This is a genomic window from Campylobacter sp. P0109 (assembly GCF_002138755.1).
GTDB classification, from domain to species: domain Bacteria; phylum Campylobacterota; class Campylobacteria; order Campylobacterales; family Campylobacteraceae; genus Campylobacter; species Campylobacter devanensis.
This window is the reverse complement of the sequence record NZ_MJKK01000005.1, coordinates 1-16,436: the sequence shown is the minus strand read 5'-3', so window position 1 is coordinate 16,436 and position 16,436 is coordinate 1. Positions and strand designations below refer to the sequence as shown.

Sequence of the window (16,436 nt, the reverse complement as noted above, 5' to 3'; positions counted from 1 at the left end):
GTGTTGAGATGGTTAAATTAGATGAAGATAAAAAAGCAAGGCCAGCTCCTAGACCGGCTGTAGTTAGAACTGGAATTCGCCCAACTGCTATGGGTAGCGATGATGAGAATGTTGATTTAAATAAATTCTCTTCTGCGGTTTTAAAGCAGTTGCTAGCTGAGAATATCCAGCCAACACCTGAAAATTTTGATATATATTTTAGAAAACTTTTAGAAAGTAAGCCTGCAAATTTTCAAAAAAAGGTCTTAGAGCTACTAGATTTTAGCAAAGAAGACAAGCTTGACCGTCAAGCCTTAATAGAAAAAGATATTAAAACTGGCTTTGCCCAGATTCGTTCTATGATGCAGATTATATCGCTTATTTATAAGAATTTAGGCATTATGAAAGGCATAGCTAAAAAGCGCCTAAATGAGATGAGCGCTAGTGCTAATCCGCTTGAAATTCAAGGCAATATCAAGGCTTTTGGTGAGGAGTTGAGTAAGCTAAATATTTTAATGGAGCGCCACATCGGAGCTATTAAAACTAGCTATGAAGAGGTTGATAAAATATTTAAAAATGTTGAAGATAACTCTATTTATGACTCCAAATTTGAAGTTTATAATAAAAAATATTTACTAAAAGTTTTATACGATGAGTTTAATGATGTTAAACGCTATAAATATAATGTAAGCATTATGCTAATTCATGTTAAAGATAGTGTTTTAAACAAAATCCCAAGCCTAAAAGACAAAAACGGAATTTTACGAAATATTGCCAAAATTCTACTTAAAACATCACGCCGAAGCGATATTGTGGCTCACTATGGTGATGGTTGTTTTGCGATGGTGATGAAGCACACAGATCTTGAAAGTGCCAAAAAGGCAGCCCAAAGGATTGCAGAGCTGCTTTATCAAACTACATTTTTTATGGGCGAAGATGAACTAGATATGGATATGGAGCTATCTGTTGGTTCGATTGATCCTGAGAGTAGTATAGAGGAGATTCTATCAGCACTTTTAGATGCATTGCCTCGTAGCGGCAAAGGGTTAAAGTTATTTGAGACTGTAGAGAGCTAATATGGTTTTAGAAATTTTAGAATATCCTGATAAGAGGCTTTTTGAGCGTAGCGTAGAGGTGGATAAATTTGACACTGAACTAGGCGAGTTTTTAGATAATATGTATGATACGATGATTTTTAAAGGCGGAATTGGTTTAGCTGCTATTCAAGTAGGTAGACCAATTCGTGCCTTAATTATCAATCTAGTAAATGAGAATGAAATTCAAGACAAAGGTGATTTGCTCGAAATCATTAATCCTAAATTTATAAAAAAAGATGGGGAACAACTCTATCAAGAAGGCTGTCTGAGCGTGCCTGGATACTACGAAGATGTAAAAAGAGCTGCAAATGTAACACTAGAGTATCAAGATAGATTTGGAGCTAGTCACACACTCGAGGCAGATGGTTTACTAGCTGTTGCCTTGCAGCATGAAAATGATCACTTAGATGGACATCTATTTATAGAGCGAATTGGCTTTAATAGGCGTAAAAAATTTGATAAAGAGTATAAGAAAAAGTCAAAACAAAAACCATTATGAAAGCCTTAAAATGCGCCTGTTTGAACTCAAAGCTACATATAATTGATATAGAATCTACTTTGCTTAGAGCTTTGCCTGGATTTGAGATCGTTGGACTTGCTAGTGTAACTATCAAAGAGTCAGTAACCCGTGTTAAATCAGCTCTTGCAGCTTTGCATGATTTTACTCTTCCAGCGATGAAAATTATCATAAATCTTAGTCCAAGTGATGTTAAAAAAGACGGCTCGCATTTTGATTTGGCTATTGCACTTTTGGTATTGCTGCAAAAAGAGCGTTTCGATAGTGATTATTTTGTATTTGGTGAGTTAGGTCTTGATGGTAGACTGCGTAGTTCAGCTGAGCTTTTTTCAGTTTTGCTTTTTCTTAGTACGCATGTCAAAAGTGCTAAAATATTACTTCCAAAGGATATTGCGCTTAGAGCTGCAATGATACCAAATTTTGAAGTTTATGCTGTGGAGAATTTAGCACAAGCAAGGGATTTTTTCTTAAATGATGAATTTAAAATTAGTTGCAAAGTCGATGCAACTCATCCAATTTTTGATAATGTCATCGAAATTGCAGGTCGTAAATTCGTTCCAAATTTACATTTTAAGCTCGATTTTATCGATATCAAAGGGCAAGAGCGTGCTAAGCGTGCTAGCATAATTGCAGCAGCTGGAATGCATAATATTTTATTTGAGGGAAGTCCAGGATGTGGAAAGAGTATGAGTGCAAAACGACTACCATATATTATGCCGCCACAAAGCCTAGAAGAGATTTTACTAGCAAGTGCTTATGAGTCATTAAATTCAAATAGTAGTGATTTTAGCGCCATTAGAGCCTTTAGGAGTCCACATCACACAAGCACAAGAAGCTCAATTTTTGGAGGCGGAAGTAGTGCAGCAAAGATTGGCGAAGTCGCATTAGCCAATGGTGGCGTACTCTTTTTTGATGAATTTCCTTATTTTGGTAAGCAGATTTTAGAAAGCCTTAGAGAGCCATTAGAAGATTATAAAATTAACATTTCTAGAGTAAATTCAAAGGTTAGCTATGATACGAAATTTCTATTTGTTGCAGCGATGAATCCTTGTCCGTGTGGAAATGCATTTAGTAAAAATAATGTCTGCACTTGTAGCGATAAAGAGATTGCAAAGTATAAAAATGTTATATCTGGCCCTATATTAGACCGTATTGATATATATTGTGCTATGGGCGAGATTAATGATGGAGATGTGCCAAGTTATAGCTCAAAACAGATGAGCGCAATGGTTTTAAATGCTTTTAAAAATCAGATTAAGCGTGGTCAAAGTGAGCTAAATGGCAAATTATGCGACTTTGATATTGCTAAGTTTTGTACTCTTGAGAATGCAGCAACAGAGATTTTAAGTAAAGCAATTACAAACTATCATCTAAGTCAGCGTGGAATAAATAAAATACTAAAAGTAGCTCGTACGATTGCTGATTTGCGTGATGCTAAATCTATCTCAAAAGCAGATATAATCGAGAGTTTAAGCTATAGGATGAAGAGATGAAAAGACTTTATACTAATACGGCTAAATTTGATAAAAATGCTGTTGATGTACTAGGATTTAGCGAGTTAGTTTTGCAAGAAAATGCTGCTCGTGCGGTAGCAGATTTGGTTCGTAAAGAGTTGAAAATTGGTACTAAAATCTTAGCGCTTTGTGGTAAAGGAAATAACGCAAGCGATGCAATTGCCACACTTAGAATGCTTAGTGGCGAATATGAATGCGGATTGATTTTACTTCAAAAAGAACTTAATTGCAATGCTCAAATTCAGCTAAATATCGCTAAAAATGTCGGTGTAAATGTTTTAGATTTAGATAGTTTAAGTAATTTTAGTGAGTTTGATTGTATCATAGATGGGATTTTTGGTAGTGGGTTTTGCGGAGAGATTGGTGAAAAAATTGCTAAAATTATAAAAATAGCAAATAGCTGTAGCGCTCTTAAAATTGCTGTAGATATACCAAGCGGAATAAGTGAAAATGGAGCCGTAGCAATAAATGGAGCGTTTAGGGCAGATTTTACCGTTTGTATGGGGGTGTTAAAGCTTGGGTTATATGCAGATGCTGCTAAAGATTTAGTAGGGCAGATCGTGCAGGCAAATTTAGGTTTAAATGAGAGCAAATTTAGTTTTGATGATAGCGATTTTTTAGTACTTTTAGATGATTTAATTTTGCCTAGTAGAGATATAGAAAATGTAAATAAAGGCGACTTTGGTCATGCATTTATTGCTTGTGGACAGATGAGCGGAGCAGCGCAGATTGCGGCAAATTCGGCACTTAGAATGGGGGCTGGTAGAGTAAGTATAGTAAATTTGACTAAAAGTATTCAAGGGCTTAGTAGTTTAAATTTAGATCCACAGATTATGCTTAAAAGCAGTTTTGATGGTGCAGATGCTGTGGCTTTTGGAATGGGGCTTGGTGAAGTTGAGTTTGATTTTATGAATTTACTCAAAAAGCCGTGTGTAGTGGATGCGGATGCATTTTATAAGCCTTGGATTTGTGAATTTGCTAGAAGTAATAAAGCTATTTTAACTCCGCACCCAAAGGAGTTTAGCTCATTGCTTAAGATTTGTGAAATAGGCGAATTTGATGTAGAGCAGATCCAAAATAACCGTTTTGAGCTAGCTCGCAAATTTAGCTCTAAATTTCTTGCTACACTTATATTAAAAGGGGCAAATCCAATAATTGCTCAAAATGGTGTGCTCTATATAGCGCCACAGGGCAATGCAAAGTTAGCAGTTGGCGGTAGTGGCGATGCATTGGCCGGAATAATTTTAGCCTATTTAGCAGGTGGATTTAGCCCATTAAATTCGGCTATAAATGGCGTCCTAGCTCATCAAAAATCAGCTCAAATTTATAAGGGTAATAGCTATAGCTTTACCCCAAATGATATTATAGAAGGATTAAAATGGTTGTAAAAAATATTGCGGTTTTATTCAGTGGGAGTGGCTCGAATTTGCAAGCCATATTAGAAAAAGTTCATGGTAAGATTTTTAAAGGCATTAAGATTAATGTTGCTTTACTAATTTGCAATAATCCTGATGCTAAAGGGATTGAGCGTGCGAAAAAATTTGGTCTTGATACTGTGGTTATTAATCATAAAGATTATGCCAGTAGAGAGGAGTTTGATAAAGCAGTAGTTGATGAGATTAATAAATATAGTATTGATTTGACTATTTTAGCTGGATTTATGAGAATTCTTACGCCTATATTTACTGATAATATCAAGGCTATTAATTTACATCCAAGCATATTGCCACTATTTAAAGGAGCGCATGCTATAACAGATAGTTATCATAGCGATATGCAAATAGGTGGAGTAAGCGTACATTGGGTAAGTTCTGAGCTAGATGCTGGAGAGATAATAGCACAAAAGAGCTTCGCTCGTAAAGATAAAACCCTACAAGAGTGGGAGGAAAAAATTCATAAAATTGAGCATAAACTACTACCAAAAACAATTATAAAAATTCTAACAAAGGATAAAAATGCTTGAGTGGATCTATATGCCCGAGGCGTGGATTAGCTTAATGACGCTAACTGCACTTGAGATAGTTTTGGGTATTGATAATATCATATTTATAGCAATTTTATGTGGCAAATTGCCAAATGAACAAAGAGATCGTGCCAGGGTAGTTGGTCTTGGGCTTGCGATGATGACTAGAATATTATTATTACTTAGCCTATTTTGGATTATGAAGCTTACTACGCCGCTATTTAGCATGATAGGGCAAGAAATTTCAGGGCGTGATATCGTATTGATTGCTGGTGGGTTGTTTTTAATTGCTAAATCTACGTTAGAACTTCATTCTCATGCTGTAGGTGAAAATGAAGAACAAAGTATGGCTAGCAAGGCTGGAGCTGGCTTTATGATGATTATTATTCAAATTGCTGTACTTGATATTGTCTTTTCGCTTGATAGCGTGATTACGGCCGTAGGTATGGCCGATCATATAGAGATTATGATATTAGCCGTTATATTAGCAGTTGGTGTGATGTTGCTTGCTAGTGGTGCTATTAGTAGATTTGTGGAGTCCAATCCGACTATTAAAGTTTTAGCTCTTGCGTTTTTGATTTTAATAGGCGTGGCGCTAGTGGGCGAAGGGTTGGAGTTTCATATACCAAAAGGTTATATATATTTTGCTATGGCATTCTCTTTGGTAGTAGAGATGATAAATCTTTATTCAAGAAAAAAGAGAGAAAATTAATAATACTGCTTAAATTTGGAATAATTTTTCAAATTTAAGCTAAATTTAATTGACAAATGATTTTTTTTTGTATATAATTTCAGCTCTTTATTTGAAATAGCGAGACTATACTTCGGGGTGTAGCGCAGTCTGGTTAGCGCACTTGGTTTGGGACCAAGGGGCCGAAGGTTCGAATCCTTTCACCCCGACCATGTGGTGAGTGTAGCTCAGTCGGTTAGAGCATCAGATTGTGGTCCTGAGGGTCGTGGGTTCGATTCCCATCACTCACCCCATTTATATGAGGAGACTGCGCTTGTAGCTCAATTGGATAGAGCGACAGACTTCGGATCTGTAGGTTGTGGGTTCGAGTCCTACCTGGCGCACCACTTTCAAATATAAGAGCTGAGTTTTCATATGCGCTCATAGCTCAGCTGGATAGAGCAACGGCCTTCTAAGCCGTAGGCCAGAGGTTCGAATCCTCTTGGGCGTACCACCTTGTTAAGTTTTTGCTTGACAAACCTTATTATTGTTGCGGACGTGGTGAAATTGGCAGACACGCCAGACTTAGGATCTGGTGCCTTACGGTGTGGAGGTTCAAGTCCTCTCGTCCGCACCATTACTACTTTTTATCACTTTTCTTAAACTTACATAAATCACGAAAAAGCCTTGAAATCACATTACAAAATAAATTAAGCTTTTATTTTGATATTTTTTTCACTCAAAAATATACCCAAAAGAAAATACAAAATTCTAAAATGAAAAGTTATACAATGCTATAATCAGCCAAAAGCCATCAAGCTACGACCACAAGGCCAAAAAGTCAATATCTAGATATAAATTTTCAAATTTCTAAATTACCTCCAAAAATCATTTTAAATTTAGTCCAAAATCTCTTTAATAGCGTTCAATGGCGATGAAGTAAAAATAGGCAAAATAGCAAATTTATACTAGATTAAGCTAAATCAAATATCAAATTTAAATTAATGAAATTCGCTACGCATAAAAATATAAATATTAAGAAAAATTTATGTTTAAGGCGAGTATAATAACTAATTTTTATTATAAAATAACTTTAATTATATAATTAAATTATATGAATTAAATTATTTTAAATTCACTCTAAGGAGAAATTATGAGATTTTTAGCTATTTTGCTTTTTGGTTTTTTAATTGGTGTGAGTGGTTCTAATACTCATCATGATACGCCACATTGGGGTTATAGTGGTGATGGATCGCCAGAGCATTGGGGAGATTTGGCGGATGAATTTCGCACCTGTAAATATGGCAAAAATCAATCACCAATTGATATAGCTCAAACTACGAAATCCACGCTACAAAAGCCTATATTTGATTATAAAAATAGCCCAAAAGAGCTTATCAACAACGGACACACTTTACAAGTGAGTTTCAATCCAGGCAGCACCCTAACATTTCAAAACAAAAAATTCGAGCTTTTACAGATGCATTTTCACACGCCATCAGAATATACTTTTGATAAAAAGCACTATCCTATGGTGGCTCATTTAGTTCATAAGGCTAGTGATGGGGAGCTTTTGGTATTGGCGATTATGTTTGATAAAGGTGGCGAAAATCCTGTGATTAAAGAGATTTGGGCGGACGCACCTACTAAGGTTGGAGAGAGTAGAAAAATAGCGAATTTAGCCTTAAGCGACCTAGTCAAAAATCTTCAAAATTATATTGAGCTAGTTGGCTCACTCACTACGCCACCATGCTCTGAGGGTGTGATTTGGCTAATAAATCATGGCAACGCCTTTGCTTCAGATGAACAGATTAAATTTTTTACCAATATAATAGGCCAAAACAACCGCCCAATCCAAGATACCAATGGCCGAAAAATCCTAGAAATATCTAAATAAATTTATAATCCATCTTTAAGCCACTGCCCAATAACAGCCAAATTCCACTAAATTCCGGGCGGTAGCCGCCTATTGTCGTCAGCCACTAGCACCATCGGCTTCTTTTTTTTACCATTGCCAAATTCCGCTGCCAAATTCAGCTGCCAAATTCCGCCGTAGTATTCAAAAATGCCACCCACAAAGAGCCAATTCCACCACCCAACAACAAAAACACCACAAAAATTCGCCACCCAACCCTAAAAACGCTACACAAAAAGCCAAATTTAACCCCACAAAAAGCCAAATTTCCTATCTATTCGCACAAAATTAGATTAAAATATTGTAATTTAACTAATGAAAATATATAATACAAGCCAAAAACGCTATCAAAAATCAAATTTAAAAGGCAATCAAAATGGCAAGCAACCACCAAAGAGAAGAATTACATAAAGCGATATGGTCCATCGCTGATGATTTGAGAGGTTCAGTAGATGGATGGGATTTTAAGCAGTATGTGCTAGGTATTATGTTTTATAGATATATATCAGAAAATATAGCAAATTATATAAATGAAGGGGAGAGAGAAGCAGGCGAAGCTACTTTTGATTATGCGAATTTCGAAGATAGCAAGGCCGAGCGGGATAGGGATAATCTTGTTACAGAAAAGGGATTTTTCATTCGTCCTTCAGAGTTGTTTTGTAATGTGATTAAATCAGCTAAAAGCGATAGCGCTACATTCACAGATAGCGAGGGCAAAACGAAAAATATAAAAGATAATTTAAATGAATATTTAGAAATGATATTTAACAATATCGAAAACTCCGCCAAAGGCACGCAGAGTGAAGATGACTTTTCTGGGTTATTTGATGATATAGATGTCAATAGCAATAAGCTAGGCGCCACAGTTGCTAAAAGAAATGAAAAACTTCTAAAAATATTAGATGGAATAGCTGGGATAAATCTAGATTATAAGGATAATGATATAGACGCATTTGGGGATGCTTATGAGTTTTTAATGTCTATGTATGCTTCAAATGCTGGTAAATCAGGTGGAGAGTTCTACACACCACAAGAGGTTAGCGAACTACTTACAAAACTCGCTATTTTAGATAAAACAGAGGTTAATAAGGTTTATGACCCAGCTTGTGGAAGTGGGTCATTGCTTTTGAAATCTGCGAAAATTTTAGGCAAAGATAATGTAAGAAACGGCTTTTATGGTCAAGAGATAAATTTAACTACCTATAACCTTTGTAGGATTAATATGTTTTTACACGATATTGGTTATGATAAATTTAACATAGCTTGCGAAGATACTTTGACCATGCCTAAACACTGGGATGATGAGCCATTTGAGGTGATAGTATCTAATCCACCATACTCTATCAAATGGGCTGGAGATGATAATGCCATTTTGATAAATGATGAGCGCTACTCTCCGGCTGGAGTTTTAGCACCCAAGTCAAAAGCGGATTTTGCCTTTATAATGCACTCATTATCTTGGCTAGCACCTAATGGCACAGCTTCTATAGTATGCTTTCCTGGGATATTATATCGAGGCGGAGCAGAACAAAAGATTAGAAGATATTTAATCGATAATAATTTTATTGACTCGATTATCCAACTACCTGATAATCTATTTTTTGGGACAAGTATAGCAACTTGTATAATGGTATTAAAAAAGGGCAAAAAAGATAATAGCACACTCTTTATAAACGCTTCTAAAGAGTGCGTCAAAGTAACTAATAACAATAGATTAACCGATAAAAATATAGATAATATAGTTAAAATATTTAAAGATAGAAAGGATATTAACCACATTGCCAAATTAATCCCAAACAAAGAGATAGCCCAGAATAACTACAATCTATCAGTATCAACCTATGTAGAACAAGAAGACACAAGAGAAAAAATAGATATAGTAAAGCTAAATAATGAAATAGCCCAAATAGTAGCTAGAGAAAACGAGCTTCGCAGTGAAATAGATAAAATCATTTTAGAAATCGAGGCGTAATCTATGAGTAAATTAGAAGAATTAATCAACAAATTATGCCCAAATGGGGTGGAATTTATTTCTTTAGAGACATTATTTAAACAATTTTCTGGCATGACAGGCGTAAGCAATAAATGGAAAGAAATAGGAAATTGTAAATTTATTGACTATATGAATGCTTATAAAAATTTAAAAATAGATGTAAGCAGATTAGAAAATGCAACAGTAAAAAAATTAGAACAGAATAAATTAGCAAAGGGAGATATATTACTTACAAGTGCTTCTGAAACTCCAGATGAATGTGCGTTATCGTCAGTTATTGAAAAGGATATTATTGAAAATGTTTTTATGGATGACCATCTTTTTGGAATAAGATTAAAAGATGAATATAAGACAACTATAAATACAAGTTATATAAATTATTATATGCATACTAATCAATTTAGAAAAGATGTATTTAAAGCTGTTAGAGGCGTAACTAGATTTTATATTTCAGTTGATACATTTATGAAAATAAAGGTTGCTGTGCCTCCGTTGGAAGTGCAATGTGAAATTGTCCGTATATTGGATAATTTCACATTGCTTTCAGCAGAGCTTTCAGCAGAGCTTTCAGCTAGGCAAAAGCAATATGAGTATTATGCTGAGAAATTATTATTTAATAATGAATATGAAAAAGTAAAATTAGGAGATTTGTGCGTTGTAAATCAAGGTTTGCAAATTCCTATAAATCAAAGAAAAAAGGAACCAGGACAAAATAGATATTTTTATATAACTGTTCAGTTTTTAAAAGGTGGAGATGAAAATTATTATATAGAAAATCCACAACGAAATGTTATATGTAATAAGGAAGATATTTTGGTAACTAGAACAGGAAGTACGGGTAAAATAATAACAGGTGTTGAAGGTTGTTTTCACAATAATTTCTTTAAGGTTGAGCCAAATGAAAAAGTATTAAAAAGATATTTATACTTTGTTTTAAATAGTAAAACAATGTATAACAAAATGCTTTCTTCTGCTTCAGGAGGAACTGTTCCAGATTTGCCGCATAAAAAGTTTTATAATTTAGAAATATTTTTACCAAACATAGAAGAACAAAAAAGAATAATTAATATATTGGAAAAACTATATAAAATATCTAATGATATATCAAATGGTCTTCCAGCTGAAATAGAAGCAAGAAAAAAGCAATATGAATTTTATAGAGATAAATTACTAACTTTTAAGGAATTAAAAGATAATGAATGAAAGATAAAAAAGATGATTTTAGGAAGTTCAACTATCAAGGAAATCTTGATAGTTCAAAAAGAAAGCAATAGAAATGTTCAAAGCAATGAAATTAATATTTTATGATGGCGAACTTAAAGAAAATTTAGTTGTTCGGTTTTTCCGAACAACCGAAAATTTATATCACGAAAAAATCAAAAAATTTGTGATATAAAATTAAAAATAGGAAAATAATATGAATAAATATAATATAGTGATGGAAATGACAAATGCTACTGTGGTGGCTGAATATGAACCATTAAAGAAAAAATCTGATAGTTATCAAAGCGAAGCAGCCTTAGAAAATGAATTTATAAAAATGCTTAGTGAACAAGGCTATGAATATCTAAAAATCAATGATTCAAAGGGGCTTATTAGTAACCTTAGAGCTCAATTAGAGATATTGAATGATTATAAATTTAGTGATAATGAATGGGATAGATTTTATAAAAATAGTATCGCTAATAACAATGATGGAATAGTCCAAAAAACCAAAAAAATCCAAGAAGATCATATCCAAGTATTAAAAAAAGATGATGGAACGAGTAGAAATATCTATCTAATTGATAAGAAAAATATCCATAATAATATATTACAAGTTATTAACCAATATGTAGAAAAGGGCGGAAACTATGAAAATCGCTATGATGTTTCGATTTTGGTCAATGGATTGCCTTTGATTCATATAGAGTTAAAAAGACGAGGAGTAGCCCTAAAAGAAGCATTTAATCAAATCAATAGATATCAAAGAGATAGCTTCTGGGCTGGTAGTGGGCTATATGAGTATATACAAATATTTGTAATCTCAAATGGCACAAATACAAAATACTATTCTAACACCACAAGAGAGAGCCATATAAAAGAAAAAACCCAAACACAAAATAGAAGCAAGAAAACAAGCAATAGCTTTGAATTTACTTCATACTGGGCTGATGCGAGTAATAAAGTGATACCCGATTTAGTGGATTTTACTAAGACATTTTTTTCAAAGCATACAATACTAAATATATTAACCAAATATTGCGTATTTACGGCTGAAGAGTTATTACTGGTGATGCGCCCATATCAAATAGCCGCCACTGAAAGGATACTAAATAAAATTCAAATAAGCACAAATTATAAAAAAATGGGAACGATAGAAGCTGGTGGCTACATATGGCATACCACAGGCTCTGGCAAGACTTTAACATCATTTAAGACCGCTCAACTCGCAAGTAAATTAGACTATATAGATAAGGTGCTATTTGTCGTTGATAGAAAAGATTTGGATTATCAGACGATGCGAGAGTATGATAGGTTTGAAAAGGGTGCGGCAAATGGTAATAGAAATACCAAAATACTACAAAAACAGATTGAAGATGATAACGCTAAAATCATAGTTACAACTATCCAAAAGTTAAGCGAATTTGTAAAAAGAAACCCCAAGCATCCGGCATTTCAAAAGCATTTGGTTTTGATATTTGATGAGTGCCATAGATCGCAGTTTGGTGGTATGCATATATCGATAGCTAAGAGCTTTAAGAATTATCATCTATTTGGATTTACGGGGACGCCAATTTTTGCTAAAAATGCTACTAATAAATCAAATCCTAATTTTTGTACCACTGAGCAAGCCTTTGGGGATAAGCTACATACTTATACCATTGTTGATGCTATCAATGATGGGAATGTCTTGCCATTTAGAATTGATTATGTAAATACGATTAAGAAAAAAGATGAAATAAAAGATAAAGAAGTCGCAAGGATCGATGAGGCAGGAGCATTGGCAGATGACAAGAGGGTCAAAAAAATAGTTGAATACATAATCGAGCATTTTGACCAAAAGACAAAAAGAAGCTCATATTATGATTTAAAAGGTCAAAGAATGAGTGGATTTAACTCGATGTTTGCGGTCGCTTCGATTGAGATGGCTAAAAAATATTATTTGGAATTTAAAAAGCAATTAGAAGAAAAGCAAAAAGATTTAACCATCGCTACGATATTCTCTTTTTCAGCCAATGAAGAAGACAGAGCCGATGGGATAATAGATGATGAGGGATTTGAGACGGAGCTATTAGATAAAAGCTCAAGAGAGTTTTTGGATTTTGCTATAAGTGAATACAATAAAAAATTTAAAACAAATTTCTCATCTGAAGGCAATGGATTTCAAGACTATTATAAGGATCTATCCGATAAGGTCAAGAAAAGAGAAGTTGATTTATTGATCGTTGTTAATATGTTTTTGACAGGATTTGACGCTACTACGCTAAATACATTATGGGTGGATAAAAACCTAAAACAACATGGATTGATACAAGCATTTTCAAGAACAAATCGGATATTAAATTCTGTAAAATCCTATGGAAATATCGTATGTTTTAGAGATTTACAGCAAGAGACAAATGACGCTATAGCCCTATTTGGCGATAAAAATGCGAGCGGGATAGTGCTGCTAAGATCTTTTGAAGATTACTATTATGGATATAATGATGACAAAAAGCATATTATGGGCTACGAAGAAAAAATATCCCAGCTCATCCAAAAGTATCCACCAGAAGAGCAAATCATAGGAGAATCAGCCAAAAGGGATTTTATAATCTCCTTTGGTAGCATTCTAAGACTAAGAAATATCCTATCATCATTTGACAAATTCAAAGGTATGGAGATACTAAGCGAAGGGGATTTTCAAAATTACCTTGGCAAATATGAAGATCTCAATGAGGAGTTTAAATCAAAATCAGAAGATAGCGAAAGTATAAAAGATGATTTGGTATTTGAGATGGAGCTTGTAAGGCAATTAGAGGTAAATATAGATTATATTTTGATGCTAGTTACAAAATACCATAAATCAAATTGCAAAGACCAAGAGATACGAAGCTCAATCGATAAAGCAATTAGAGCAAGCATGTCACTAAGATCCAAAAAAGATCTAATAGATGGATTTATCAATAAAATTAACGCCGATACAGATGTAATGACAGATTGGGCGAAATTTGTCAAAGAACAAAAGGAGAGTGATCTAAAAAATTTAATAAAAGATGAAAATTTAAAAGAGAGCGAGACGAGAAAGTTTATAGATAGCTCTTTTAGAGATGGTCAGGTCAAAACAATAGGAACAGATATAGAAAAAATACTACCACCTATGGGGAGATTTAACGGCGGCAATAGAAATGAAAGAAAACAAGCAATAATCGAAAAATTATTGAAATTCTTTGATAAATATTTTGGATTGGGTGTATAAAGGTGGCTTTTAAAGAGATATTAGACTAAATGCGAAAAATCGTTAAAAATTTATACTTTTTGGCGTGGTTTGTTTGTTTGCTAAGTGAAATTTGGATTTTGTATTAAAAATCTTAATTTATTAATAATTTTTGGTTATAATGAATTATACTTCAATTTTAAAGGAAAATTATGAAAAAATTTGGTTTTGTAGCATCTGCTTTGATGCTTGCTAGCTCTAGTTTATTAGCGGCTAATATGACGATTTTCGATCCTAAAAGTGTAGATCACATTGAGATCAAAGTTGATTTACTAGGACAAGACAAAAACACTCCAGTAGGTAGCGTAATAGCGGTTAAAACCAACTACGGCGTGGCGTTTTTCCCTGATCTTAAAGGCTTAGAGCCAGGCTTACACGGATTTCATGTCCATGCAAATCCTGATTGCGGCGCAACAGATAAAGGCTTAGGTATGAAAGCCGGTGGCCACTGGGATCCAACAAATAGCGGTAATCACTCTTTACCTTGGGATGACAAAGGCCACAAAGGCGACCTACCAGCGCTATATGTAGCAGCTGATGGCACAGCGACAAATCCTGTTTTATCTCCTAAAATCAAAGATTTAAGCGAGTTAAAAGGCCACTCTTTGATGGTTCATATCGGTGGTGACAATCACAGCGACCATCCAAAAGCACTTGGCGGCGGCGGCGCTAGAATGGCGTGTGGCGTTATTAAATAAGCCTTTAGGCCCTTTTTAGGGCTTAAAACTCTACGTGGACAAAGATCTTTGCTGCTATCTGAAAGAAAAAACATTATAATAGGAGATCAATGTCTTTTCTCGCATACGATTTGGTTTAGAAATGCGGATCCACATTTAATATACGACAATATTACCAATAAACGTATCAATCCTACTCAAAGCATTTATATAGGAGATCATGTATGGGTTGGACAAGAAGTAGCATTTCTCATAAAATCATTCGTTACTTCTGGAAGCATTATTGGCACAAAAAGTGTAGTTACAAAACTTTGTTATTCTAATACTATTAATGCTGGCAATCCAATTAAACAGGTAAAAGAAAATATCTCTTGGAGAGGAGAGTGTGCATAATTGGGATTTAGAAGAAACAAATAAATATAACTATATTCCAAACAATGATTTCAAATACACCTACAATCAAAATGAATTCCTATCTCCTAAAGCAATTGAAGAAAAACTAGACTCCCTAAATACAGCACAAGAAAAATTAGAATTTGTATATAATGCAATATACTGTAATAAAAATAAAAATCGCTTTGCATATTTTAAAGATATGCCTTATGATATCCCTTTACCTAAATATGAAAATAAATTTAAATCTTTAAAATTTGAAGAGATAGATGAAACTACACCACAACCAACCCCACAAGAACTAGAGATAAAAGTATTAAAAGAACAACTAGCACAAAAAGAGCAAGAACTCATAAATATGCAAGATAAATTTGATAAACAAAATACAAATATATCTATTTTAGAAAATAAATACCAAGAAGCCCTAAACACGAAAAACCATTTAAGCTATAAGTTAGGAGCTGCTTTAATAAAAGCCAATAAAAATTGGTATAAAGGCGGATATGTTAAATTTATATTTGAAGTTATGAGGATTAAAAAGGAGTATAGAAATAGAGGGCAAATTTAGAAAATAGTTTATATTGCTCTTAAAATATAATGTAAATTTATTAAATTCAAGAGACAAAATTTTACTATATGATTATAGTAAGTACTAATAGTATCCCAAGCAAAGAGTCTCAGTGATTTTAATTCTCTTTTCAAATGGTGTAGGTGAAAAATATTTACATTTTTCGATATAAATATGGGCTGAATATGGAAGATCAAGATCATCATAGAGTTTTTTTAGATTAACGAATTTAAATTTATCAACCATTTTGATTTCGAGCATACTATGAAGAGCTGAGTTATTAGAAGCTACTAAATGCGAGTTAGATATACCTGTAAATGAGCAAAATGCGCTTGCTAACACAAACCCATCTAAATTAGAGCAATAATTTATTGCATATTGATATTTATGCGGGATCGATTTTTTGTGCAAAAAGAGCGTTCTAGAGTCTTGATAACTTGCTGCAACAATACCTTTCCAGAATTTATACGCACCATTTGAAAGTTTACATGCGTTTGCAAATTCGCAATTTAATACATAATTATCTAAAAAACTATTTGATGGCAATGTAAATTTAATCATATTTTCTCCAAAATTTTATTAATTTTACTAAATTTTTAACCAAATTTGCAAATTTTTTTAAATTTTTTAGAATTTTCCCTAATATTTAATCTTATTTTAAGCATATCTCTTATATAATTCCAGCTCACGA

Annotated in this window: 14 protein-coding genes and 5 tRNA genes; 18 read left to right on the top strand and 1 reads right to left on the bottom strand. The window is 33.6% G+C overall.

Annotated features, from left to right (window positions below):
* Nucleotides 1-8 precede the first annotated feature (8 nt).
* The 18 genes from CIGNP109_RS05975 (at nt 9) to CIGNP109_RS08650 (ending at nt 15,745) form a co-directional block, all read left to right on the top strand.
* Nucleotides 9-1,055: a GGDEF domain-containing protein gene (locus CIGNP109_RS05975; protein WP_086225189.1), complete on the top strand. Its 1,047-nt coding sequence runs from the start codon at nt 9-11 to the stop codon at nt 1,053-1,055.
* Nucleotide 1,056: 1 nt separating this feature from the next.
* Nucleotides 1,057-1,575 carry a peptide deformylase gene (gene def / locus CIGNP109_RS05970; protein ID WP_086228569.1) on the top strand — a complete coding sequence of 173 codons (519 nt, stop codon included), beginning with the start codon at nt 1,057-1,059 and terminating at the stop codon, nt 1,573-1,575.
* Complete coding sequence (locus CIGNP109_RS05965; RefSeq protein ID WP_086228568.1) at nt 1,572-3,086, top strand: YifB family Mg chelatase-like AAA ATPase; 1,515 nt, start codon at nt 1,572-1,574, stop codon at nt 3,084-3,086. Before def ends, CIGNP109_RS05965 begins: the two co-directional genes overlap by 4 nt.
* Nucleotides 3,083-4,495: an NAD(P)H-hydrate dehydratase gene (locus CIGNP109_RS05960; RefSeq protein WP_086228567.1), complete on the top strand. Its 1,413-nt coding sequence runs from the start codon at nt 3,083-3,085 to the stop codon at nt 4,493-4,495. Before CIGNP109_RS05965 ends, CIGNP109_RS05960 begins: the two co-directional genes overlap by 4 nt.
* Nucleotides 4,486-5,070 (top strand): phosphoribosylglycinamide formyltransferase, encoded by a 585-nt coding sequence (gene purN, locus CIGNP109_RS05955; protein ID WP_086228566.1) that lies wholly within the window; start codon nt 4,486-4,488, stop codon nt 5,068-5,070. Before CIGNP109_RS05960 ends, purN begins: the two co-directional genes overlap by 10 nt.
* Entirely contained in the window at nt 5,063-5,782 is a 720-nt protein-coding gene (locus CIGNP109_RS05950; protein WP_086228565.1) for a TerC family protein, read from the top strand. The genes purN and CIGNP109_RS05950 overlap by 8 nt, the downstream gene beginning before the upstream one ends.
* A 113-nt stretch (nt 5,783-5,895) precedes the next feature.
* Nucleotides 5,896-5,973: transfer RNA gene (locus CIGNP109_RS05945), tRNA-Pro, on the top strand.
* A gap of 4 nt (nt 5,974-5,977) precedes the next feature.
* Nucleotides 5,978-6,054 (top strand) — tRNA-His (locus CIGNP109_RS05940).
* A gap of 16 nt (nt 6,055-6,070) precedes the next feature.
* Nucleotides 6,071-6,147 (top strand) — tRNA-Arg (locus tag CIGNP109_RS05935).
* Nucleotides 6,148-6,177: 30 nt separating this feature from the next.
* Nucleotides 6,178-6,254 (top strand) — tRNA-Arg (locus tag CIGNP109_RS05930).
* Nucleotides 6,255-6,292: 38 nt separating this feature from the next.
* A tRNA-Leu gene (locus CIGNP109_RS05925) sits at nt 6,293-6,377 on the top strand.
* 516 nt (nt 6,378-6,893) lie between these two features.
* On the top strand, nt 6,894-7,637 hold the full coding sequence (locus CIGNP109_RS05920; protein ID WP_086228564.1) for a carbonic anhydrase: 744 nt from the start codon (nt 6,894-6,896) through the stop codon (nt 7,635-7,637).
* Nucleotides 7,638-8,031: 394 nt separating this feature from the next.
* Nucleotides 8,032-9,627: a type I restriction-modification system subunit M gene (locus CIGNP109_RS05910; RefSeq protein WP_086228562.1), complete on the top strand. Its 1,596-nt coding sequence runs from the start codon at nt 8,032-8,034 to the stop codon at nt 9,625-9,627.
* Nucleotides 9,628-9,630: 3 nt separating this feature from the next.
* Nucleotides 9,631-10,851: a restriction endonuclease subunit S gene (locus tag CIGNP109_RS05905; protein ID WP_086228561.1), complete on the top strand. Its 1,221-nt coding sequence runs from the start codon at nt 9,631-9,633 to the stop codon at nt 10,849-10,851.
* A gap of 214 nt (nt 10,852-11,065) precedes the next feature.
* Nucleotides 11,066-14,089 (top strand): type I restriction endonuclease subunit R, encoded by a 3,024-nt coding sequence (locus CIGNP109_RS05900; protein ID WP_086228560.1) that lies wholly within the window; start codon nt 11,066-11,068, stop codon nt 14,087-14,089.
* Nucleotides 14,090-14,259: 170 nt separating this feature from the next.
* On the top strand, nt 14,260-14,805 hold the full coding sequence (locus tag CIGNP109_RS05895; protein ID WP_086225179.1) for a superoxide dismutase family protein: 546 nt from the start codon (nt 14,260-14,262) through the stop codon (nt 14,803-14,805).
* Nucleotides 14,806-14,853: 48 nt separating this feature from the next.
* Nucleotides 14,854-15,177, top strand: coding sequence for an acyltransferase (locus CIGNP109_RS08655; RefSeq protein WP_086228559.1), 324 nt, complete (start codon nt 14,854-14,856; stop codon nt 15,175-15,177).
* The gene (locus CIGNP109_RS08650) at nt 15,170-15,745 is read left to right on the top strand and encodes a hypothetical protein (RefSeq protein WP_086228558.1); all 576 of its coding nucleotides are present in this window, start codon (nt 15,170-15,172) and stop codon (nt 15,743-15,745) included. The genes CIGNP109_RS08655 and CIGNP109_RS08650 overlap by 8 nt, the downstream gene beginning before the upstream one ends.
* Nucleotides 15,746-15,829: 84 nt before the next feature.
* Here CIGNP109_RS08650 and CIGNP109_RS05880 read toward each other — a convergent pair whose 3' ends face one another.
* Nucleotides 15,830-16,306 (bottom strand): cysteine permease, encoded by a 477-nt coding sequence (locus tag CIGNP109_RS05880; RefSeq protein WP_086228557.1) that lies wholly within the window; start codon nt 16,304-16,306, stop codon nt 15,830-15,832.
* Between the last annotated feature and the right edge of the window lie 130 nt (nt 16,307-16,436).